The 20,816-nt window shown below is 67.3% G+C and carries 20 protein-coding genes; 14 read left to right on the top strand and 6 right to left on the bottom strand.

The window, feature by feature from the left end:
* Nucleotides 1–3 precede the first annotated feature (3 nt).
* Nucleotides 4–990, bottom strand: a complete 987-nt coding sequence (locus ACOYW6_RS05425; protein WP_423142790.1) for a threonine ammonia-lyase — start codon at nucleotides 988–990, stop codon at nucleotides 4–6.
* Between the two features lie 47 nt (nucleotides 991–1,037).
* Here ACOYW6_RS05425 and ACOYW6_RS05420 point away from each other — a divergent pair, with 47 nt between their 5' ends.
* The 7 genes from ACOYW6_RS05420 to ACOYW6_RS05390 all read left to right on the top strand — a co-directional run bounded on the left by ACOYW6_RS05420 (nucleotide 1,038) and on the right by ACOYW6_RS05390 (nucleotide 9,672).
* The gene (locus ACOYW6_RS05420; RefSeq protein ID WP_423142789.1) at nucleotides 1,038–2,261 is read left to right on the top strand and encodes a saccharopine dehydrogenase C-terminal domain-containing protein; all 1,224 of its coding nucleotides are present in this window, start codon (nucleotides 1,038–1,040) and stop codon (nucleotides 2,259–2,261) included.
* Entirely contained in the window at nucleotides 2,261–2,662 is a 402-nt protein-coding gene (locus ACOYW6_RS05415) for a hypothetical protein (protein WP_423142788.1), read from the top strand. Before ACOYW6_RS05420 ends, ACOYW6_RS05415 begins: the two co-directional genes overlap by 1 nt.
* Before the next feature lie 13 nt (nucleotides 2,663–2,675).
* A complete protein-coding gene (locus ACOYW6_RS05410) occupies nucleotides 2,676–3,026 on the top strand; it encodes a DMT family protein (protein ID WP_423142787.1) in 351 nt (116 codons plus the stop codon).
* A 9-nt stretch (nucleotides 3,027–3,035) separates the two neighbouring features.
* A complete protein-coding gene (locus tag ACOYW6_RS05405; RefSeq protein ID WP_423142786.1) occupies nucleotides 3,036–4,223 on the top strand; it encodes a carboxynorspermidine decarboxylase in 1,188 nt (395 codons plus the stop codon).
* A 264-nt stretch (nucleotides 4,224–4,487) separates the two neighbouring features.
* On the top strand, nucleotides 4,488–5,693 hold the full coding sequence (locus ACOYW6_RS05400; protein WP_423142785.1) for a type III PLP-dependent enzyme: 1,206 nt from the start codon (nucleotides 4,488–4,490) through the stop codon (nucleotides 5,691–5,693).
* Between the two features lie 353 nt (nucleotides 5,694–6,046).
* Nucleotides 6,047–7,009: a hypothetical protein gene (locus ACOYW6_RS05395; RefSeq protein ID WP_423142784.1), complete on the top strand. Its 963-nt coding sequence runs from the start codon at nucleotides 6,047–6,049 to the stop codon at nucleotides 7,007–7,009.
* Between the two features lie 149 nt (nucleotides 7,010–7,158).
* Nucleotides 7,159–9,672 carry a hypothetical protein gene (locus ACOYW6_RS05390; RefSeq protein WP_423142783.1) on the top strand — a complete coding sequence of 838 codons (2,514 nt, stop codon included), beginning with the start codon at nucleotides 7,159–7,161 and terminating at the stop codon, nucleotides 9,670–9,672.
* 33 nt (nucleotides 9,673–9,705) lie between these two features.
* Here ACOYW6_RS05390 and hemA read toward each other — a convergent pair whose 3' ends face one another.
* Together hemA and ACOYW6_RS05380 are read right to left on the bottom strand one after the other, a co-directional pair.
* Nucleotides 9,706–10,920 (bottom strand): 5-aminolevulinate synthase, encoded by a 1,215-nt coding sequence (gene hemA / locus ACOYW6_RS05385; RefSeq protein WP_423142782.1) that lies wholly within the window; start codon nucleotides 10,918–10,920, stop codon nucleotides 9,706–9,708.
* A 46-nt stretch (nucleotides 10,921–10,966) separates the two neighbouring features.
* The gene (locus ACOYW6_RS05380) at nucleotides 10,967–11,911 is read right to left on the bottom strand and encodes an MBL fold metallo-hydrolase (protein WP_423142781.1); all 945 of its coding nucleotides are present in this window, start codon (nucleotides 11,909–11,911) and stop codon (nucleotides 10,967–10,969) included.
* A gap of 123 nt (nucleotides 11,912–12,034) precedes the next feature.
* Here ACOYW6_RS05380 and plsY point away from each other — a divergent pair, with 123 nt between their 5' ends.
* From plsY to ACOYW6_RS05345, 7 genes are all read left to right on the top strand, one after another.
* Nucleotides 12,035–12,622, top strand: a complete 588-nt coding sequence (plsY, locus tag ACOYW6_RS05375) for a glycerol-3-phosphate 1-O-acyltransferase PlsY (protein ID WP_423142780.1) — start codon at nucleotides 12,035–12,037, stop codon at nucleotides 12,620–12,622.
* The gene (gene dprA, locus ACOYW6_RS05370; protein WP_423142779.1) at nucleotides 12,619–13,710 is read left to right on the top strand and encodes a DNA-processing protein DprA; all 1,092 of its coding nucleotides are present in this window, start codon (nucleotides 12,619–12,621) and stop codon (nucleotides 13,708–13,710) included. The genes plsY and dprA overlap by 4 nt, the downstream gene beginning before the upstream one ends.
* Before the next feature lie 79 nt (nucleotides 13,711–13,789).
* Nucleotides 13,790–16,387, top strand: a complete 2,598-nt coding sequence (topA, locus tag ACOYW6_RS05365) for a type I DNA topoisomerase (RefSeq protein ID WP_423142778.1) — start codon at nucleotides 13,790–13,792, stop codon at nucleotides 16,385–16,387.
* Complete coding sequence (locus ACOYW6_RS05360; protein ID WP_423142777.1) at nucleotides 16,380–16,559, top strand: hypothetical protein; 180 nt, start codon at nucleotides 16,380–16,382, stop codon at nucleotides 16,557–16,559. The genes topA and ACOYW6_RS05360 overlap by 8 nt, the downstream gene beginning before the upstream one ends.
* 91 nt (nucleotides 16,560–16,650) lie before the next feature.
* Nucleotides 16,651–17,001, top strand: a complete 351-nt coding sequence (locus ACOYW6_RS05355; RefSeq protein ID WP_423142776.1) for a hypothetical protein — start codon at nucleotides 16,651–16,653, stop codon at nucleotides 16,999–17,001.
* Nucleotides 17,002–17,033: 32 nt separating this feature from the next.
* Nucleotides 17,034–17,489, top strand: coding sequence for a response regulator (locus ACOYW6_RS05350; protein WP_423142775.1), 456 nt, complete (start codon nucleotides 17,034–17,036; stop codon nucleotides 17,487–17,489).
* A gap of 47 nt (nucleotides 17,490–17,536) precedes the next feature.
* Complete coding sequence (locus tag ACOYW6_RS05345) at nucleotides 17,537–18,931, top strand: MFS transporter (protein WP_423142774.1); 1,395 nt, start codon at nucleotides 17,537–17,539, stop codon at nucleotides 18,929–18,931.
* Here ACOYW6_RS05345 and ACOYW6_RS05340 read toward each other — a convergent pair.
* The 3 genes from ACOYW6_RS05340 to rnc form a co-directional block, all read right to left on the bottom strand.
* Nucleotides 18,928–19,110, bottom strand: coding sequence for a hypothetical protein (locus tag ACOYW6_RS05340; RefSeq protein ID WP_423142773.1), 183 nt, complete (start codon nucleotides 19,108–19,110; stop codon nucleotides 18,928–18,930). The genes ACOYW6_RS05345 and ACOYW6_RS05340 overlap by 4 nt on opposite strands.
* A 106-nt stretch (nucleotides 19,111–19,216) precedes the next feature.
* Complete coding sequence (gene era, locus ACOYW6_RS05335; RefSeq protein WP_423142772.1) at nucleotides 19,217–20,143, bottom strand: GTPase Era; 927 nt, start codon at nucleotides 20,141–20,143, stop codon at nucleotides 19,217–19,219.
* A complete protein-coding gene (rnc, locus tag ACOYW6_RS05330) occupies nucleotides 20,140–20,808 on the bottom strand; it encodes a ribonuclease III (RefSeq protein ID WP_423142771.1) in 669 nt (222 codons plus the stop codon). Before rnc ends, era begins: the two co-directional genes overlap by 4 nt.
* Nucleotides 20,809–20,816 lie beyond the last annotated feature (8 nt).

Genomic DNA, 20,816 nt, shown 5'->3' with positions numbered 1-20,816 from the left:
CAATCAGTCGGCTGAGGCAAGCACCTGTGCGAAGGCGGCCGCATCGGTGTTGCCGCCCGACAGCGTGATCACCGTCGTGCCGTCCAGCGCCGCCTTGCCCGCCAGCGCAGCCGCCAGCGCCGCGGCGCCGCCGGGCTCGAGCACCAGGCGGTGCTCGGCAAACGCATAGCGCTGGGCCGCCCGCACTTCCGCCGGGGTCACCATCAGCCCGAACGGGCAGCGCGTCTGCAGCACGGCAAAGTTGATCGGCCGGGTCGCCGGGGTCTGCAGCGCGTCGCAGGCGGTGGGATAGGACAAGTCGGCAACCGGCACGATCGCGCCGGCCGCCAGGCTGCGGGCGACGTCGTCCCAGCCTTCGGGCTCGACCGGGACGACATCGGCATCCGGGCAGGCGAGCGCGATCCCGGCGGTCAGCCCGCCGCCCCCGCAGCAGGTCACGAACCGGGTCGGCGCGGGGAGGCCGCGCCCCGCCAGCTGGCGCGCGGCTTCGAGTGCAGCGCTGCCCTGGCCCTCGATCACCCACGGGTCGGCATAGGCGTGGACCAGCGTTGCACCGCGCTCCGCCACCAGCCGCGCCGCGACGGCGTCGCGGTCCTCGCCGGCCGGGCGGTCATAAAGCACCACTTCGGCGCCGAGCGAGCGGGTGCGCTCCAGCTTCACCCGCGGAGCGTCCACCGGCATGACGATCGCAGCCGCGATGCCGAGGCGCGCCGCCGCCCAGGCGACGCCCTGCGCGTGGTTGCCGCTCGACACGCCGACGACGCCGCGCGCGGCCTCTTCGGCGTTGAGGTCGCTCAGGCGGTGCCAGGCGCCGCGGATCTTGAACGCGCCGATCGGTTGCAGGCTCTCGGCCTTGAGGAACACCTCGGTCCCGCGGATCGTTGCAGGCAGCAGCGGCGTCGGCGGCAGGATGGCGCGCAGTTTCGCATCGGCGCGGGCAACGCCTGCGGCGGTGGGGGTGCGCTGGGTGGTCATCGGTTGTGTCGCCATGACGCAAGATTATATGCGCAAGGCCAAGTGCGCAAAGGAGAAGACGGTTGAGCAAGGTTCTGGTTATCGGGGCGGGCGGTGTCAGCTCCGTCTGCGTGCACAAGATGGCGATGAATCCGGACATCTTCTCGGAGATTCACCTCGCCAGCCGTACCAAGGCAAAGTGCGACGCGATCGCCGAATCGGTGCAGCAGCGCACCGGGCAGACCGTCTCGACTTACGAGATCGACGCTGAGGAAGTGCCCGCGCTGACCCGCCTTATCGAGCGGCTTCAGCCCCGCCTCGTCGTCAACCTGGCGCTGCCTTACCAGGACCTGCCGATCATGGATGCCTGCCTGGCCGCAGGGGTCGATTACCTCGACACGGCGAATTACGAGCCCAAGGACCAGGCCAAGTTCGAATACTCCTGGCAGTGGGATTACCATGACCGCTTCAAGGCGCGCGGGATCACGGCGCTGCTGGGCTCGGGCTTCGATCCGGGCGTCACCAGCGTGTTCGCGATGTGGCTCAGGAAGCACAAGCTCAAGACCATCCGCCAGCTCGACATCCTCGACTGCAACGGCGGCGATCACGGCCAGGCCTTCGCCACCAACTTCAACCCGGAAATCAACATCCGCGAAGTGACCGCGCCGGCGCGCCACTGGGAAAACGGGCAGTTCGTGGAAACCCCCGCGCTGTCAAACAAGGCCTCGTTCGACTTCGATCAGGTCGGCCCCAAGAATATGTACATGATGTACCACGAGGAGCTGGAAAGCCTGGCCAGGTTCATTCCCGAGCTTGAGCGGGCGCGGTTCTGGATGACCTTCGGCGATGCCTATATCACCCACCTGACGGTGCTGCAGAACGTGGGCATGACCCGCATCGACCCGGTGATGTACCAGGGGCGCGAGATCGTGCCGTTGCAGTTCCTCGCCTCGGTCCTGCCGAAGCCGGAAACCCTTGGCTCGACCACCAAGGGCAAGACCAATATCGGCGACATCGCGACCGGCGAGGCCCTGGACGGTTCGGGCGAAAAGACGTTCTACCTCTACAACGTCTGCGATCACGAGGACGCGTTTGCCGAAACCGGCAACCAGGCGATCAGTTACACCACCGGCGTGCCGGCGATGATCGGCGCCGCCATGCTGCTGACGGGCGCATGGAAAGGCCCGGGCGGCGAAGGCGGCGTCTTCAATATCGAACAGTTCGATCCCGATCCGTTCATGGACATGCTCAACACCCAGGGCTTGCCGTGGCAGGTCAAGGAACTGGACGCGCCGGTGGCGTTCTGATGCGCGTTTTTGCCAGCGCCGCGCTGGCGGCCGCCCTGGGGGGGTGCTCGGTGGCGCCCGCTGCCGACGCGCCGGTGCCCGGGGCGACTTACGGGCCAGCCACCCATGCCGCCTATGGCAAGACCTTCACCGCGGCAGAAGCGGCGGCCTGCACGGCGCGCGGCGGCCGGGTCGACAGGCGCGGCCGGCTTGGCACCGACTATTGCGTGACCGCGCTCGCCGACGCCGGCAAGGTCTGCTCGGACAAGGCCGACTGCACCGGCAAGTGCATCGCGCCAGACGCCTCGATCCCGGCGGGGACCCCGGCGACCGGCACGTGCCAGCCGGACAACGGACCCCTGTTCGGGTGCTACTCGGCGGTCGTGGACGGCAAGGCCGCCGCCGGTATCTGCGTCGATTGATGGGGGCTGGACATTGAACTGGGGCGCGCTGGCACCGGTGGGCCTTCTGGCCGGCTCCAACCTGGTGATGAACCTGGCCTGGTACGGCCACCTCAAGGCGCCCCACCGGGCCCTGTGGCTGGCAATCCTGCTCAGCTGGGGGCTGGCGTTCTTCGAATACTGCCTGGCCGTGCCGGCCAACCGCATCGGCAGCAGCACCTATTCGCTGGCGCAGCTCAAGACGATCCAGGAAGTCTGCTCGTTGCTGGCCTTCGTCGTCATCGCCTGGGCGCTTTTCGGCGCCAGGCCGACGATGTCGCAGGCGGCCGGCTTTGCCCTGATCGCCGCCGGCGCGTGGTTCGTGTTCAAGTCCCCGTTCGGGTAAGAGAGTATCATGGAAACCAGAGCCGGCGATCCCGGGGCCTTTGCCCGCTTCGACCTGTCGCGCGTCGACAGCCCTTCGTTCGTTGTCGACCTGGCAAGACTGCGCGCCAACCTGGCGGTCCTGGCCGACGTACGCGATCGCGCCGGGATCAAGGTCCTGGCCGCGCTCAAGGCGTTTTCAATGTGGCGGGTGGCCGACACGGTGGGCGAGTACCTCGACGGGGTCTGTACCTCCGGCCTGTGGGAAGCGTTGCTGGCCGCTGAGCATTATGCCGGCGGCACAGGCAAGGAGATCGCCACATACTGCGCGGCCTACAAGGGCGAGGACCTGCCGGAGATCTGCCGCCTGTCGGACCACGTGATCTTCAACTCGCCCGGCCAGATCGAGCGGTTTCGCGGCGTCCTCGACCAGGCCGCCGGCCACGCATACAGCGTCTTCGACATCGGCCTTCGCATCAACCCGCTCCACGCCGAGGGCGAGGTGCCGCGCTACGATCCCTGCGCGCCGCACAGCCGCCTGGGTTTCCCGGTCGACCAGCTTGAGGATGCGCATCTCGACGGGGTGACCGGGCTCCATTTCCATAGCCTGTGCGAGCAGGACTTCGCGCCGCTCTATCGCACCTGGGAGGCGCTGCTGCCGCGCATCGAGCGCTTCCTGCCGCGCCTCAAGTGGCTCAATTTCGGCGGCGGGCACCACATTACCCGCGCCGACTACCAGCGTGATGCGCTGGTCGCATTCCTGCGCGACGTGAAGGCGCGGACCGGGTGCGAAATCTACCTCGAACCTGGCGAAGCGGTCGCGCTCGATGCCGGGATCCTGGTCGGCACCGTGCTCGACACGCACTGGAACGGGATGCCGCTGGCCATCACCGATATCTCGGCGACGTGCCACATGCCCGACGTGATCGAGGCTCCTTACCGCCCGGCCATGCTGGGCGAGCGCGAGGACGGCGAGGCGGTTCGCCTCGGCGGCCCGTCGTGCCTGGCGGGCGATGTGATCGGCGACTACGTGATGCCTGACGCGCCGGCACCGGGTCAGCGGTTCGCCTTCCTGGACCAGGCGCACTATTCGATGGTCAAGACCACCACCTTCAACGGCGTGCCGCTGCCATCGATCTGGCTGTGGGATAGCGAAACCGACATGCTCGAGCAGGTGCGCAAGTTCGGATACGCCGATTTCCGCGACCGCCTTAGCTGAGGTTAGACGCGCGTCGATTCGCGGCCCGGCGTGGCTGGTAGCGACCGCCGCGCCCATCCCCCGCCACAGCCTGGCGCATAAATGCGTGCAGTCGCAGCTATTTAGAGGCTGTCTTGCGGCAAGCCGACGGGCGATTTCCAATTTCACTTGCAGTTCACAAACGGGGGGGTATTAGCACGCCTCCGCTGCCCCATGGGGACTTCCAAACCGCAAGGCAGCCTTGTTCTGAAACTTGGCCGAAAGGCCTATTGGGGGTCCCTTGCGTTGCACCATTTTCCCGACGCTTCGTCAGTAGTTCGCGCGCTTGCGCCGGACGAACCCGTAATCCTCAACCGCCCGCACGCCGCGGCGCGCGCGGCGCGTTTCTTTGCCGAGACGTTCCCGGGCAAGTCGCTTTACGCGGTCAAGGCGAACCCGTCGCCCGACCTGCTCAAGGTGCTGTGGGATTCGGGCGTGACGCATTTCGACGTCGCCTCGATCGCCGAGGTCCGCCTGGTGCGCGCCGCGCTGCCCGAAGCGACGCTGTGCTTCATGCACCCGGTCAAGACCGCCAGCGCCATTGCCGAAGCCTACAAGGTCCACGGTGTCCGCACCTTCAGCCTCGACAGCCATGAAGAGCTCGACAAGATCATCGCTGCGACGCTGACCGAGGACGATTCGCCGGCCGCGGACCTGCGCCTGTGCGTGCGGCTGCGCGTCTCGTCAGAGTATTCGGAGTTGTCACTGGCATCCAAATTCGGCGTCGACCTGGCCGATGCCGCGCCGCTGCTGCAGGCAACCCGCCAGGTTGCCGACTGGCTGGGCGTATGTTTCCACGTGGGCAGCCAGGCGATGACGCCGTTCGCCTATGTCCAGGCGCTCGAGCGCGTGCGCGCCGCGATCGTCGACGCTTCGGTCACGGTCGACATCGTCGACGTCGGCGGCGGCTTTCCGTCGGTTTATCCGGGCATGGAGCCGCCGCCGCTCGAGGACTACTTCGCGGTCATCCACCGCGCGTACGAAGCGCTGCCGGTGTCCTATTCGTCCGAGCTGTGGTGCGAACCGGGCCGCGCGCTGTGCGCCGAATACAACTCGCTGATCGTCAAGGTCGAGAAGCGCCGCGGGGACGAGCTTTACATAAACGACGGCGCCTATGGCGCGCTGTTCGATGCCGCGCACGTCGGCTGGCGGTTCCCGGTGCGCTGCCTGAACGAGGGCCGCGCGGGCGGGCTGGAAGAGTTCGCGTTCTACGGTCCTACCTGCGACGATGCGGACTTCATGAAGGGACCCTTCATGCTGCCCGCCGACATCGGCGCCGGGGACTTCATCGAGATCGGCATGCTGGGTGCCTATGGCGCCGCGATGCGCACCGCTTTCAACGGGTTCGGTCAGGGCGAAGTCGTCGAAGCGAGCGACGAGCCGATGGCCAGCCTGTACCGGGGCGACCGCGTCGATCCGCGCCGCAGCGACAACGTCGTCTCGCTGCGCTGATTCGACTCGCCGCGCTGCGGGTTCGATTCGCCGCGGCGAACTTGTAGGAACGCGACAAGTCTGAGCCCGCATTTTTTCGGCTGATGGCCGACGCGATGCCCGACGCGCGCCTCACGGCTCTTATAACTGCCCCAAACCCGCAGAAAACCGCGACCGTTAACGGTTGTGGCTTGCCGCATCCGTAATTGACACAAGTGCCAATAATTGATTCGTTTTCGGTTGGTTAAAGGATTATTAACGCCCCCAAGGTCGCAACCGGGGGCGTGACCGCCTTCTAACATTTCGGACTGCCCGCCGCTCGTGGTCTCACAGAGCGGGCTCGAGGGCGTTCGCGTACTTGAAGGGATTGGATGATGAAGTCTTATATCGCTATTCTTGCCGCCGCAGCCACTGCGCTGTCGCCGATCGCCGCTTCGAGCGCATTCGCGTTCGATGCGACCGGTGACACGACCACCACGGCCGAAAACGTCTGCCTGGCTGACCTCGCCTCGCTGGGTGGTGGCACCTTGCATGATAACACGCCGGTGTATTCCGTCGTCGCCGGTGCGCTGACCACCCAGTCGGTCGGTGCTGAAAGCGAAGTCGGCGGTACCCGCGTGGAGACGCCGGGCACGCGCGTCGGCGTCGGCACGCCGACTTATTCGGGGCTGAGCATCGCGGGCCGCCCGTTCCGCAACGGCGGCAGCGTCAACATGTTCGGTGACCAGGTTGCCACCGATCGCACGTTCTCCAACAGCACGTACGATTTCACCGCCGATTTCTCGACCGTGACGACGTTCGGCTATTCGTGCAATTTCTCGCAGGCGACCGAAACGCATCACGATGCCGTCTACACGGACGGGCCGGTGCAAGGCTTCTACACCAACAACGGCACCAATCCGTCGGGCGGGCAGGGCAGCTGCCAGGGCCTCTCCCCGGCGAACCCGCACTGGGGCGAGGATCTTGGCAACTGCACCTGGCACTATACCGGCCCGGGCGTGCCCGTCCTGGTGACGCCGGAGTCCTGGACCACCGACGGTACGCTGACGCCGCGCCCCGACCTGGCGACGAGCCACACGATCGACCAGACCGATACCGTCAATCACGGTGGGCACGAGCTTAACGGAGGCATCTGGACCGAGCATGCCGGCCCGAACGATCGCTGGCTCGCCGCCAAGGTCGTCGTCTGCATCTCGCCCAAGAAGCTGCCGGGTATCTGGACGCAGCAGAACGGCTACACCGGGAGCGACTGCAACACGACCTACTTCAACAGCGCTTCGTGGGGCGGCGGCTCACAGACCAGCAACGGGACGTACATCTCCGTCCCGGGAGTCTGATTTGTTAGCATTTGCACGGTAACGAGGAGGTCCCGCCGGAGCGATCCGGCGGGATCTTCTTTTCGGAGTTCGTCATGTCGACCGACTGGCTAGAAGATGATCGCCAAGACGTAGAAATGGAATTCCTTTCAAGGCATTGCACGGCTCTTTTGAGGGCCTGCTCGATCTTCGCACTGGCTTTTTCGGGGGTCCCGGCCGCGGCCCAGACCGCGGCGCCGGAAGCGGCGGCGAAGCCGCCCAAACCAGACGACACGCAAATCGTCGTCGTCGGTTCACGGATCATCATCGCCGCCCTCAAGGACGTCGCGATCGAAAAGGAATACGACGAGCAAAGCGTCGCTTCCTACGCAGTCAGCACTGTCGGTGAACTGCTAGACCGCATCGCCGGGGAAAACGGCGATGACGGCCCCAGCATCCTGGTCAACGGCCGGCCCATATCCGACCTCGGAGACATTGCCGACTATCCGGTCGAAGCTATTGCAAAGATTGAATCCTTGCCGCGCGGTGCGGCCGCCCGTGTCGGCGGTCCGGTCGGTCAGCGGGCTTACAACGTCGTGCTGAAGCGCAGCGTGAGGACACTGACGCTGACGGCCAGCCGCCTGGCGGCGACCGAGGGCGGCTACGGAACGTCGCGCGGCGAAGCGCTGGCCACTTACGTGCGTGGGCAGGACCGCATCAACCTGGCGTTCCGTGCCAGCGATACCGGTTCGCTTTACGAAGCGGATCGGTCCGTCGTGCCATTCGTGCAGTCGCTGCCTTATGCTCCGCTGGGGAACGTGGTGCCGTTCTTCGGCACGAACGTCGATCCGGCACTGAGCGGCCTGGCAGGCAGCCCGGTGAGCAGCGTTGCCCTTCCTGCCGGTACCACCAGCCCTGCGCTTGCGAACCTGGTTGCCGGGATCAACCGGATCAATCCGGACCAACTCGCGCGGTATCGGACATTGCGCGGAGCCTCGACCAGTTACGAAACCAGTCTGGCGGGTTCGAAGTACCTGACTTCCTGGCTGACCTTTTCAGCAAACGGCCGCATGAGCTGGAGCGACGGCACAGGCCGCAACGGGTTGCCCACCGGGCGGTTCCTGATCAGCCCCGGCGCCTTTTCGCCGTTCAGCGTGCCGGTCACGCTGCTTCTGAGCGATCCCGCGCGTCCGCTGACGAGCCGCACGCAAAACGACAATGCCAGCCTCTCGGCGACGTTCGTGGCCGCCGTCGGCGCGTTTCGCCTGACCCTGCTGGGGCGCTACACCCGTGCCAATCGCGATTACGACTACGATTTCCTCGCACCGGTCACGGGCGGCTTCGTGGCCTATCCCGCCGCGACGAACCCGTTCGGCGGTACGCTGGCGGGGCTGATCCCGGTATCGGTCCGCAGCACCACGAACACGACAACGGCACGTGAATTGTCGGAGGAACTCGAAGGACCGCTGTTCACGCTGCCGGCCGGCCCGGTGCGGCTGCGCGCCGCGCTGGGCTTTGTACGGTCCGGGCTGGATGGGGTCGACGCGAACGGGGCCGTCAGGACCTTTCGCCGCAACGAACTGTCCATGCGGGCGGGCCTGACAGTGCCCCTGACGCTGTCGACCAGCCCGATCGGGAGCACGGACGCAAGCGCCGAGATCGGGCGGCTTGACCTCAAGCAATATGGCAAGATCGATCGCTATGCGCTCGCTTTCAATTGGCAACCTGTCAACGCGGTGCGCCTGTCGCTAAGCCAGACCAAGGACGGGACGCCGGTCTATCCCGATCTTTTGGCCGCACCCACGGTGATCGACCAGAACGTTCGCTATTTCGACCCCGTCCGCAACGAAACCGCCAGTGTCACGATCGTCAGCGGCGGCACCGCCAATCTTGCCAACGAGACGCAGCGGGTGAACCGCGCGGCACTGTCGCTGTCCCCGTGGACGAAATACCGGGCTCTTGTCGGCGTGACTTATTCCGACACGCTGATTCGCAACCAGATCGGCGGGTTGCCTCCGCCCAGCCCGGTGGTCGTCGCGGCGTTTCCGGATCGCTTCGTGCGCGACGGCTCCGGGGCGCTGATCCTGGTCGACAACCGGACTGTGAATTTCGACCGCCAACAGATCAAGGACCTGCGGACCTCGATCGATTTCACGCTGCCGCTGGGGCACCGACCGGCGGCGCTGGCCCCCGCAAGACCGGGTGCGCCGCGGCCAGCGCCGCCGCCGCAGCTCCAGCTGATCGCTCACCTGGCGCATACCTGGTTGCTGTCGGGCAAATCGGTGATCCGTCCGGGCCTCGCGACCGTCGATCTTCTAAACGGCGGCGCGGTCGGGATCGGCGGCGGGCGCCAGAGGCATTTCGTCGACGCCAGCATCGCGCTGATGAGCGGCCAGTCGGGCGTGCGCCTCAACGCGGCATGGCGCGGAGCCAGTTACCTGGCCATCGGCTCGTCCGCGGCGCCCGATCTCTTGACCTATCAGCCCTACACCAAGGTCGACCTGAGAGGGTTCCTGGACCTGTCCGCGATTTCGCCCACCAGCCGTATTGCCAAGGGTGCCCGCGTGACCGTGGCGATCGAGAACCTGGCAGGGTCGCGGCAGGGCGCCACCACCTCGAACGGAACGTTGCCGCTCTATTACCAGTCGATCTTCCGCGATCCGGTTGGCCGCACCGTTTCGGTCGAGTTGCGCAAATCGTTCTAGACGCCAGGTCAGGGCCCGGCGCCAAGCCAATGCTCAGGCGGCCTGGCGCAGTTCCAGACGATCCCAGATCTCCGATAGCGCGGCGGTCAGGTCGCGCATCATCGCCTCGCTGTGCGAGGGGCCGGGGGTGAAGCGCAGGCGCTCGGTCCCGCGCGGCACGGTCGGGAAATTTATCGGCTGCACGTAGACGCCGTATTCGGCCAGCAGGATATCGCTGATCTGCTTGGCGCGGACGGGGTCTCCCACCATCAGCGGCACGATGTGCGTGGTCGACGCCATTACCGGCAAGCCGGCGTCGGCCAGCATGGCCTTGAGCATCGCGGCAGCCGCCTGCTGGCCGTCGCGCTCCTCGCTCGAGGTCTTGAGATGGCGCACCGCGGCAAGCACGCCCGCGACCAGCACGGGCGACAGCGACGTCGTGAAGATGAAGCCCGGGGCGTAGCTGCGGATCACGTCGATGATCCGGTTGTCGGCGGCGATGTAGCCGCCCATCACGCCGAAAGCCTTGCCCAGCGTGCCTTCGATGATGTCGATGCGGTGCGCGGCCTCGTCCCGCTCGGAAATGCCGCCGCCGCGCGGACCGTACATGCCGACGGCGTGGACTTCATCGCAGTAGGTGAGGGCGTTGTAACGTTCGGCCAGGTCGCAGATCGCATGGAGCGGGGCGACGTCGCCTTCCATCGAATAGACCGATTCGAATGCGATCAGCTTGGGCGTCTCGGGCGCCTCGGCCGCGAGCAGTTCTTCAAGGTGGGCGAGGTCGTTGTGGCGGAAGATCCGCTTCTCACAACCCGAATTGCGGATGCCGGCGATCATGCTGGCGTGGTTCATCGCATCGGAGAAGATCACGCAGCCGGGCAGCACCTTGCCCAGCGTCGACAGCGTCGCGTCGTTCGAGACATAGCCCGAAGTGAACAGCAACGCGCCGTCCTTGCCGTGCAGGTCGGCCAGTTCATGCTCCAGGTCGACGTGGTAATGCGTGTTGCCGCCGATGTTGCGGGTGCCCCCGGAACCCGCGCCGACATCGTGCAGCGCTTCTTCCATCGCGGCGACGACCTTGGGATGCTGGCCCATCGCCAGGTAGTCGTTCGAGCACCAGACCGTGATCGGCTTGGGGCCGTTGTGGCCGGCAAAGCAGCGTGCGTTCGGGTAGGCGCCCTTGTTGCGCAGGATATCGATGAAGACGCGGTAGCGACCCTCGGCATGAAGCCGCTCGATCGCCTGGTCGAACACCTGGTCGTAATTCACGTCTCGTCCTTCCGCCGCCTGCGCCCCCGGCTTCGGCGCGCCGTTACTAGAAATTACCGGCGTTGGCCAGCGCCGGATCGTACAGCTTCGGGATCGGCAGCATCGAACGGATCCCCCGGAACTTGCGCTTGTCGAGATATTCGACGTCGTGCCCCGGGATCACCACCATCTGCGGCGCCTGCTGCTTCCAGGCGCGGATGGTCTTGAGCCAAGCGTAGACCTCGTCCCGGTTCTCCCCGGTCAGGATGTCGCCGTTAACGCGCGAGCGTGCGCGCAGGCGGCGCCAGTTCGAAGCCAGCGAGGAAACGTCGCCGGCGAACAGCAACTCGGTCCCGTCGGCCAGGGTCACGAAGATGAGCTGCGATCCCGGCGAATGGCTGGGGGCGGGGATCACCACCACGCCCGGCGCAACAGCGACCGGGCCGGTCTGCGCTATGACGCGAAACGCGGCGCCCGGCTGCCAGCCGAGGGAGGACTGCGCGGGGCCCGGCAGTTGGCGCGGGTTGAGTGCGGCGTGGGCCTGCGCCGCCGGATCGTGCAACGCCGCCAGCCCGCCGATGTGGTCAAGGTGTTCGTGCGTCACCAGGATCAGGTCGGCGCGGTGCATCGCTGCATCGATCGCGCCTTGCTGATGGCGGTCGTACACGCCGACTTTCTGCGCCCTTGCCTGGGCGGCGGTCATGCCGGTGTCGATCACGATCCCGCCGCGTCCCGGAACCGGCAGCACCCAGGCAAGCACGCCGATGCCGCGCCGTTTGATGCCCGATCCGGCCACGTAGAGATCGCCCAGCGCGCGGTTGTAACCGATGCGGTACATCTCCGCCTCGACCGGCCGTGGCCCCGGTATCGAGGCCGCCAGCGCGCGCAGCTGCGTCACCGCGATCGGCTTGGGCGGCACGTCGCCGGGGCGATTGTCGATCATCAGCCAGTAGAATGGCAGCCCGACGACAAGGGCCAGGATCAGCAAGACCGCATTGAGCCGTGGCGTCATCCGCCGATTCCCCCTTGAACCGTGCGCGTCTTGCATGGCGGCGGGGCAATCGGCAATGCCCGCGCTTGCCGCCGGCGCGCCGCTGCGCCTAAGTCCGGACGGCGAAGGAGAGGACGCGAAGCGATGGATGCCCTGGCGGCTTTGGCGATCGGTTACCTGCTCGGCTCGATTCCGTTCGGATTGATCCTGACGCGTCTGGCCGGCGCGGGCGACCTGCGCGCGATCGGATCGGGCAATATCGGCGCCACCAACGTACTGCGCACTGGCAACAAGGGGCTGGCCGCGGCGACCTTGCTGCTCGACGGATTGAAGGGATTTGTCGCGGTGCTGGTGGCTTGGCGGTACTGGCCGGACGCCGCCGGGTTCGCCGCGCTGGGCGCGATCGTGGGCCACTGTTTTCCGGTCTGGCTGCGGTTCCGGGGCGGCAAGGGCGTGGCCACCGCCGGCGGCGCTTGCCTGGGCCTGGCATGGCCGCTGGGTGCCATCTATGCGGGCGCCTGGGTATCGGTACTGGCGATGTCCCGGATATCGTCGCTGGCGGGCCTGGCGGCCGCCGTGGCCGCCCCGGTGGCGGCCCTGGTGCTGGGATATACCGCGCTGATACCGGTGCTGGCGGCCATCGCCGTCATCGTCCTGATCCAGCACCGTGCCAACATCGCCCGCCTGCGCGCCGGGACCGAGCCCCGGATCGGGAGCCGCGACAGGGCATGAGCGCGCCGACCCCGGCCGAGGCGTTCGCCCGCATCCGCCTGCTGCGATCGCCCAACATCGGCCCGGTCAGCTATCGACAGCTGCTGGCTCGCTTCGGCAGCGCCGAAGCCGCTGTGGAGGCGTTGCCGGACCTCGCCGGCAAGGGCGGCCGCGCCTACCGCGTCGCCCCGGCCGATGCTGTGCGTGCGGAAGCGGCCGCGGTGCGCGCCGCCGGGGCGCGCTATCTTTTCCACGATCATGCCGATTATCCGCCGCTGCTGCGTGCCGCGCCGGACGCGCCGCCGATCCTGACCGTACGCGGCGACGCGGCCTTGTCGGCGCGCCCCTGTGTCGCGATCGTCGGCGCGCGCAATGCCTCTGCGGCGGCGGTGCGGATGGCGCGCACATTGGCCGGTGAGCTGGGGGAGGCTGGCTTCGTCGTCGTCTCGGGCCTGGCGCGGGGGATCGATGGCGCGGCGCACGGCGCGGCGCTGGCAGGCGGCACGATCGGCGTGATCGCCAGTGGTATAGACCGCGCTTATCCGCCCGAGCACGAAAGCCTGCAGGAGGACATCGCTACCCAAGGGCTCCTTGTGGCCGAGCAGCCGCCCGGCACCGAGCCGCTGGCGCGCCACTTCCCGTCGCGCAACCGCATCATCGCCGGCATCGCGGCGGGGACGGTGGTGGTGGAGGCGGCGCCGAAATCGGGTTCACTCATCACCGCGCGCCTCGCTGCCGAGTACGGCCGCGAAGTCATGGCCGTGCCGGGCTCGCCGCTCGATCCGCGCGCCCAGGGATGCAACCTGATGATTCGCGAGGGCGCCGTGCTGATCCAGTCCGCCGACGACGTCATCGAGTTGCTGTCAGCCTTCGATGGCTGCCCGCGCGGCACGCTGCGCGAGAGCGCGCCCGAATGGCAGGGCGCCGACGAGCTGGCCGACCTGCCGGCCGACGTCGCCGGCCTGCTGACGCTGGCGCCGGTCGCGGTGGACGAGATCATTCGCCAGAGCGGCGAGCCGGCCCCTGCGGTGCAGCTGGCGCTGCTCGAGCTTGAGCTGCAGGGCCGGCTGGTGCGCCATGCCGGCGGCCGGGTCAGCCTCGCAGCATGAGGCTTGACGGGGCGGGCCGGTGCTCCCCACCCTCGTACGTGTATAGGCACGCGCACGCGTAAGGGGCCGTTTTCAGATCATGCAACTCGTCGTCGTCGAATCGCCCGCCAAGGCCAAGACCATCGAAAAGTATCTCGGCTCGGATTACCGGGTCCTGGCCAGCTATGGCCACGTCCGCGACCTGCCGCCCAAGGACGGTTCGGTTCGACCGGACGAGGACTTTGCGATGGACTGGGAGCTTTACGGCGACAAGACCGGCCGCGTACGCGACATCGCCGAGCTGGCGAAAAAGGCCGACCGACTGATCCTCGCCACCGACCCCGACCGCGAGGGGGAGGCGATCTCCTGGCACGTGCGCGAGCTGCTGGCCAAGCGCAAGGCGCTGCCCAGGGAGGTGGAGCGGGTCACCTTCAACGCCATCACCAAGGACGCGGTGCTGACCGCGATGGCGCATCCGCGCGAACTCGATCAGGACCTGATCGATGCCTACCTGGCGCGCCGCGCGCTGGATTACCTGTTCGGCTTCACGCTTTCCCCGGTGCTGTGGCGCAAGTTGCCCGGCGCGAAGAGCGCGGGGCGCGTCCAGTCCGTAGCGCTGCGCCTGATCGTCGAGCGCGAGCGCGAGATCGAGGCATTTACGCCGCAGGAATACTGGAACGTGCTGGCGAAGCTCGAACACAAGGGCACCGAGTTTGCCGCGCGCCTGGTCCGCTTCGATGGTGAAAAGCTGGAGCGCCTGAGCATCGGCGACGCCGGCACCGCCGAGCGCGCCAAAGCCTCGGTCGAAGGCGCCACCTTCCGCGTCGAAGAGGTCGACACCCGGCCTACCCGCCGCAACCCGTTCCCGCCGTTCACGACGTCGACTCTGCAGATGGAGGCGGCGCGCAAGCTCGGCTTTTCGGCCAGTCACACGATGCGGGTGGCGCAATCGCTCTACGAGGCGGGCGCGATTACCTATATGCGGACCGACGGTGTGCAGATGGATCCCAGTGCCGTCTCCGCGGCGCGCAAGGCCATCAGCGATCGCTACAGCAACGGACACTATCTGCCGGAAAAGCCGCGGCATTACGAAACAAAAGCGAAGAACGCACAGGAAGCGCACGAGGCGATCCGCCCGACCGACTTCGCCCGCGACGCCTTCGGCTCTGGCGACGAGGCGCGGCTTTACGAACTGGTGTGGAAGCGCGCCATCGCCAGCCAGATGGCCTCCGCGGTGATCGAGCGCACCAGCGTGACGCTGCGCGAAGGCACCGGCAGGCACGAGTTGCGCGCGACCGGCCAGGTCATAAAGTTTCCCGGCTTCATTGCGGTCTACGACGAGACGCTGGACCAGAAGGGCGACGGCGAGGACGAGGATTCGTCGCTCCTGCCGCCGCTGGAAAAGGGCGATCTTCCGGCCAAGCGCGCGGTCGAGACCACGCAGCACTTCACCCAGCCGCCGCCGCGCTTTTCCGAGGCCACGCTGGTCAAGCGGCTTGAGGAACTGGGCATAGGCAGGCCTTCGACCTACGCGGCCACGATCCAGGTCATTCGCGACCGCAATTACGTACGGATGGAAAAAAATCGTTTCTTCGCAGAAGAATCCGGGCGGCTTCTCACCTCGTTCCTGGAACGGTTCTTTCCCCGCTACGTCGCTTATGACTTCACTGCCGGGATGGAGGACGAACTCGACGACGTGTCCGGCGGGCGCGCCGCGTGGAAGTCGGTGCTCGAGGCATTCTGGAAGGACTTCAAGCCCAAGTCCGACGAAGTCATGGAGCGCAAGCCCTCCGAAGTGACCGAGGCGCTGGACGAGTTCCTGTCCGATTACCTGTTCCCGCCTAGGCCCGATGGCAGCGATCCCCGCGCCTGCCCGCTGTGCAATGCCGAGGGACGCGCCAACGGCCGCCTGGCGCTGCGCGGGGGCCGTTACGGTGCCTTCGTCGCTTGCGCGAATTATCCGGAGTGCAAGTACACGCGCAAGTTTGCGCAGCCCGGCGGCAACGCCGATGGCGGTGAGGACGGCGAGATCGGCAAGCACCCTGAGACCGGCGAGCCGATCCTTCGCAAGGCCGGACGTTTCGGCCCGTATATCCAGATGGGCGACGGCAAGGAGGCGCTGCGTGCCTCGATACCGAAGGACATTCCAGACCTTGACGTGGACTGGGCAGTCAAGCTGCTGAGCCTGCCGCGCACGATCGGCCCGCACCCCGAAAGCGGCGAGCCTATTACCGCCAGCATCGGGCGGTATGGGCCCTACCTCGCGCACCAGGGCAAGTACGCCAAGCTGCGCTCAACCACCGAGGTGTTCGAGACCGGGATGAACGCGGCCGTCTCGGCGCTGGCCGACGCCGCCAATCGCGGCGGCGCGCGCACCGCTGCCGAGCCACTGAAGGTGTTCGGCGCGCACCCCGAAAGCGGCGGCGAGATCAAGCTGATGGCGGGCCGCTATGGTCCCTACGTCACCGACGGAACGACCAACGCGACCCTGCCGCGCGACCTGGCGCCCGACGACCTGACCGAGGAGCGCGCGGTCGAACTGATCACCGAGCGCGCGGCCAAGGGTCCGAGCAAGAAGGGCAAGCGCAAGGCTGCGCCCAAGAAGGCTGCGCCAAAGAAAGCCCCGGCCAAGAAGCCCGCGACAAAAAAAGCCGCTGCGAAAAAGCCGGCCGCCCCGAAGGCGCCTGCCGATGGCTGAGGTCTTCGCCCGGCACAAGCAGCCCTGGACCGCCGACGAGCTGTCGAAGCTCCGCATTCTTGCCGGCAAGGGCAAGGGTCTGAAGGAAATCGCCAAGGCATTGAAGCGGACCGAGGAATCGACCCGCGACCGGGCCCGGAGCGACGGGATCGGGATCGCCAAGCTGCGGTGAACGGTCGGCGCGACGAAATCCGTTAACCGCGTTCGCATTTCGGCAAGGATTTCGCGCTAGCAAGGCGACGACGAGAAAAAGGTCGCTTCGCTTGATCGAGATCGAAATCCAGAACGAGACGACGCAGACCCAGGAGCGGTTGCGCTTCGCGGTCGTGCCGCGCATCGGCGAGGGCATCCGCCTGCGCGATCCAGCCGGCTTCTGGGCCAGCTACGACGTGCTCGACTTGTGGTACCAGAAGGCCGAATTCGGCGATGTCTGGGTGCCCTACCTTCACGTTCGCAAGACCGTGGGCGAGGTCGAACAGCCCGAGCCGGGAACCGCGGGTGGCCTGTCGCACGGGCTTCCATCCGCGCTGCCCAACACCATCCCATCCCATCTGCCGCAAGGAGCGCCTTCTCTGGCCACTGTTCACGGGGAGGTCGTGCCATTCGCGACCTGATCAAGCGCATCGACCGTCCGCATCGGTCCGACATGCTCCGCCCCAGTGCCGCGCCCGCGCAGCCGGCGGCGGCGTCCGCGCAGGCGCACGTCGCCTCGTCGACGCCCAACGCGCCGGCGGCGCAGCGCCAATGCCTGATCGTCGACGATTCGCGCGTGGTCCGAAAGGTATCCCGCCGCATCGTCGAAAGCCTCGGTTACCAGGTGACCGAGGCCGAGAACGGCGAGGAAGCACTGGCGCGCTGCAAGGCGGCGATGCCCGACCTCGTCCTGCTCGACTGGGACATGCCGGTCATGACGGGGATCGAATTCATCACCCGGCTGCGGGCCTTTTCAGGCCCGCATCGGCCCAAGGCGGTGTTCTGCACCAGCAAGAACGATACCCTGGATATCCACAAGGGCATCGACGCGGGCGCCAACGAATATGTCATCAAGCCGTTCGACGAAGCGACCATGAAGGCCAAGCTGCAGCGCATCGGCGCCGCCTGAGCGGTTAGGCCTTGCCCCGCGCGCCGGCCCCGGGCAGGCGCGCGGACGTGTCGCCATCCCAAGCCAAGCCTGAACCGCGCGATGGGCTGCTCTATCCGCGCCGCCTGATCGCGATCGTCGCAATTTCGTTCGGCACCGCGTTATTCGTAATCGATGGGACGATCGGCAACGTCGCCTTGCCGACGATCGCGCGCGACCTGAAAGTCGGCGAAGGCACGGTCGTCAGCGCGGTCACCATCTACCAGCTCGTTACCGTCATGGTGCTGCTGCCGTTCGCGACGCTGGGCGACCGGATCGGGCACCGGAACCTCTACCAGATCGGCCAGATCGTCTTCATGGGCGCTTCGGCGCTGACCTTCCTGGTGCACAGCTTTCCGGCGCTGCTGGCGGTTCGCGCGCTGCAGGCGCTGGGCGCGGGGACGGCTCTGAGCGTGTCGGCCGCGCTGCTGCGGCAGATCTACCCGGCCAGGAGCCTCGGCAGCGGGCTGGGCATCAATTCGGTCATCGTCGCCTCCAGCAACGCCGTCGCGCCGGTGGTGGGGGGATTTATCGTCGCACATTCCGACTGGCGGATCGTCTACGCGCTGGCGGCGCCGTTCGCGCTGGCCTCGCTGCTGCTGGGCCGCAGCCTTCCGGATCCGCGACCAGCCAGGGTTCCCTTCGACTGGCGCGGCGGGCTGTGGAGCGCGGGCAGCGTGGCCCTGCTGGTCGGCGGGATAGAGCTGGCCGCGCACGCCGGCCAGCCGCTGATCGGCACCGCCATCGCCCTTGCCGGGCTGGTCAGTGGCGGACTGCTGGCGCGCCGCGAAATGACGCGCGAACGTCCCGTGCTGCCGGTCGACCTGCTGGTTCGGCCGGTCATCGGGCTTTCGATCATGGCGGCCACAGCGGGTTTTATCGCCACCTCGAGCCTGATCGTGGCGCTGCCGTTTCGTTTCGAACAGGGGTTCGGACTGACGCCGCAGCAAGTCGGCATCGCAGTGCTGCCGTTTCCGCTGACGCTGCTGGTGGTGGCGCCGTTGGCGGGTTGGCTGTCCGATCGTATCAAGGCCAGCATCCTGGGGCTGGTGGGCATGGCGGTGGCGATCTGCGGTCTGGCGACCATGGCGCTGCTACCGGCGCACCCGGGGATGGTCGGCATCGCCTGGCGGCTGGCGCTGTGTGCGGCGGGCTTCGGTTTGTTCTTCGCGCCGAACGCACGGCTGATCATCGGCGGCGCGCCGAAGGATCGTGCGGCGGCCGCCGGCGGCATCTTCTCGACCGCGCGGTTGCTGGGCCAGACGCTGGGCGCGGCGTGGGTCGGGGTCGTCCTGGCGCTGGGCTGGGGGCTTGGCCCGGCACCTTTCCTGGCGGGCATTGCGCTGTGCGCGGTGGCGGGGGTGTGCAGCCTGGTGCGGCTGGGCAAGGAACCGGAAAAGACGCGCGGTGCGGCCCCGGCCTAGCGCGCGGTCTGGTTCTTCTTGATGCGGCCCAGCCCGATCAGGGCGAAATGCCGCTCCCGATGGCCCTGATCGCGGCGATCGCGCTCGCGCGCGGACCAGAACAGCCAGCGCAGCGACAGCACGATGAAAACGGCCACGACGACGCTGAGGGCGATCCCGAGATCGGCGCGAAAGTGCATGAAAACGCCTCGATTTCGTAAACCTGCGGACCGCGGAGCGATGCGCGCGGCGGACCGGTTTGTCCAGCGCCTGATATGTATCAGATCGTCGCCGCGCGCGGCCCGCTCAGCGCACCCACTCGAGGCCGAGTTCCTCGTAGATTTCCTTGCTCTCGCCCCAGGCCTCGTCGACCTTGACGTGAAGGAACAGGTGAACCTTGCGGCCGAGCAGTTCGGCCAGCTCCTTGCGCGCCGCTTCGCCGATCGATTTCAGCTTGCTGCCGCCCTTGCCCAGCACGATGCCCTTCTGGCTGTCGCGGGCGATGACGATCTGCTGATGGATCTCGACCGATCCGTCGCGCCGCTCGGTGTAGCTTTCGGGCCGCACGGTGCTGTCGTAGGGAAGCTCGTCGTGGAGCTGGCGATACAGCTGCTCGCGCGTGATTTCCGCGGCGAGGAGGCGTTCGCTGGCGTCGGACACCTGGTCTTCCGGGTAATGCCACGCCCCCTCGGGCATCAGCGCGGCCAGGTGGCGCTTCAATTCGGGAACTCCGTCGCCGGTGAGGGCCGAGACGAAATAGACCTCCTCGAAGGCGACCTCCGCGGTCAGCGCCTCGGCGGCGACGAGCAGTGGCTCCTTGTCGCAGGCGTCGACCTTGTTGAGGACGAGGATGCGCCGCTCGGGCCGGTCCTTGAGCGCGTCGAGAATTGGCTGGAGATCGTCGCGGCGCTTCTTGCGGGCATCGACGACCAACAGGATCGCGTCGGCCTCCTGTGCGCCGTCCCAGGCGGCGCTGACCATCGCGCGGTCGAGCCGGCGGCGCGGCGCGAAGATGCCGGGCGTGTCGGCGAGGATGATCTGGGTGGGATTGCCGGCCGGCGTTTCGCCCAGCGCGATACCGAGCAGGCGCGCGCGGGTCGTCTGCGCCTTGGCGCTGACGATGGCGACCTTCTGGCCGACCAGAGCGTTGACCAGCGTCGACTTGCCGGCATTGGGCGCGCCGATGACGGCGACGAGGCCGCAGTGGGGAGCGGGGCCGGTGCTGTCGGTCATCCGAATTCCTTGAGAAAGGCGGCGGCGGCCAGGGTCTCGGCCTCTTGCTTGGAATTGGCGGTCGCCTGCGCCTCGCCAACGTTCTTCACCGATACACGGACGGTGAAACTGGCGGCATGATCGGGGCCCGAGCGTTCGACCAGCGTGTATTCCGGACCCTTGCGGCGGTTGCCCGCGGCCCATTCCTGCAGCGCCGACTTGGGATGCTTGGATTGCCCGGCATCCCCTTGCACGTGCGGCGCCCAAAGCTTGCGGACAAGCTCGCGCGTAGGATCGAACCCGCGCGAAACGAAGCTGGCACCGATCAGCGCCTCCATCACGTCGCCCAGGATGTTGTCGCTGTCATGGCCGCCGTCGTCGCGGGCCTGCTTGCCCAGGCGGATATGCTCCGCGAGGCCGATTTCGCGCGCCACCGCGGCGCAGGTGGTGCGGCTTACGAGCGCGTTGAGGCGCTGCGAAAGCCGGCCCTCGTCGCTTTTTTCGTCCTCGTGCAGCCACTCGGCCACGACCATGCCGAGCACCCGGTCGCCCAGGAACTCAAGCCGCTGGTAATCGCGCGCGTCGCCGGTTGAACCGTGCGTCAGCGCCTCGCGCCACAGAGCCTCGTCCGCCGGGCGGCGGCCGACCAGGCGCGTGAGGAAGGTATGGGCAGCGTCGCCGAGCATCAAACGCG

The sequence above is a fragment of the Parablastomonas sp. CN1-191 genome (assembly GCF_049354825.1).
GTDB lineage: Bacteria > Pseudomonadota > Alphaproteobacteria > Sphingomonadales > Sphingomonadaceae > Novosphingobium.
Note: the sequence above shows the minus strand (reverse complement) of the source record. Positions and strands in the feature narration are given on the sequence as shown.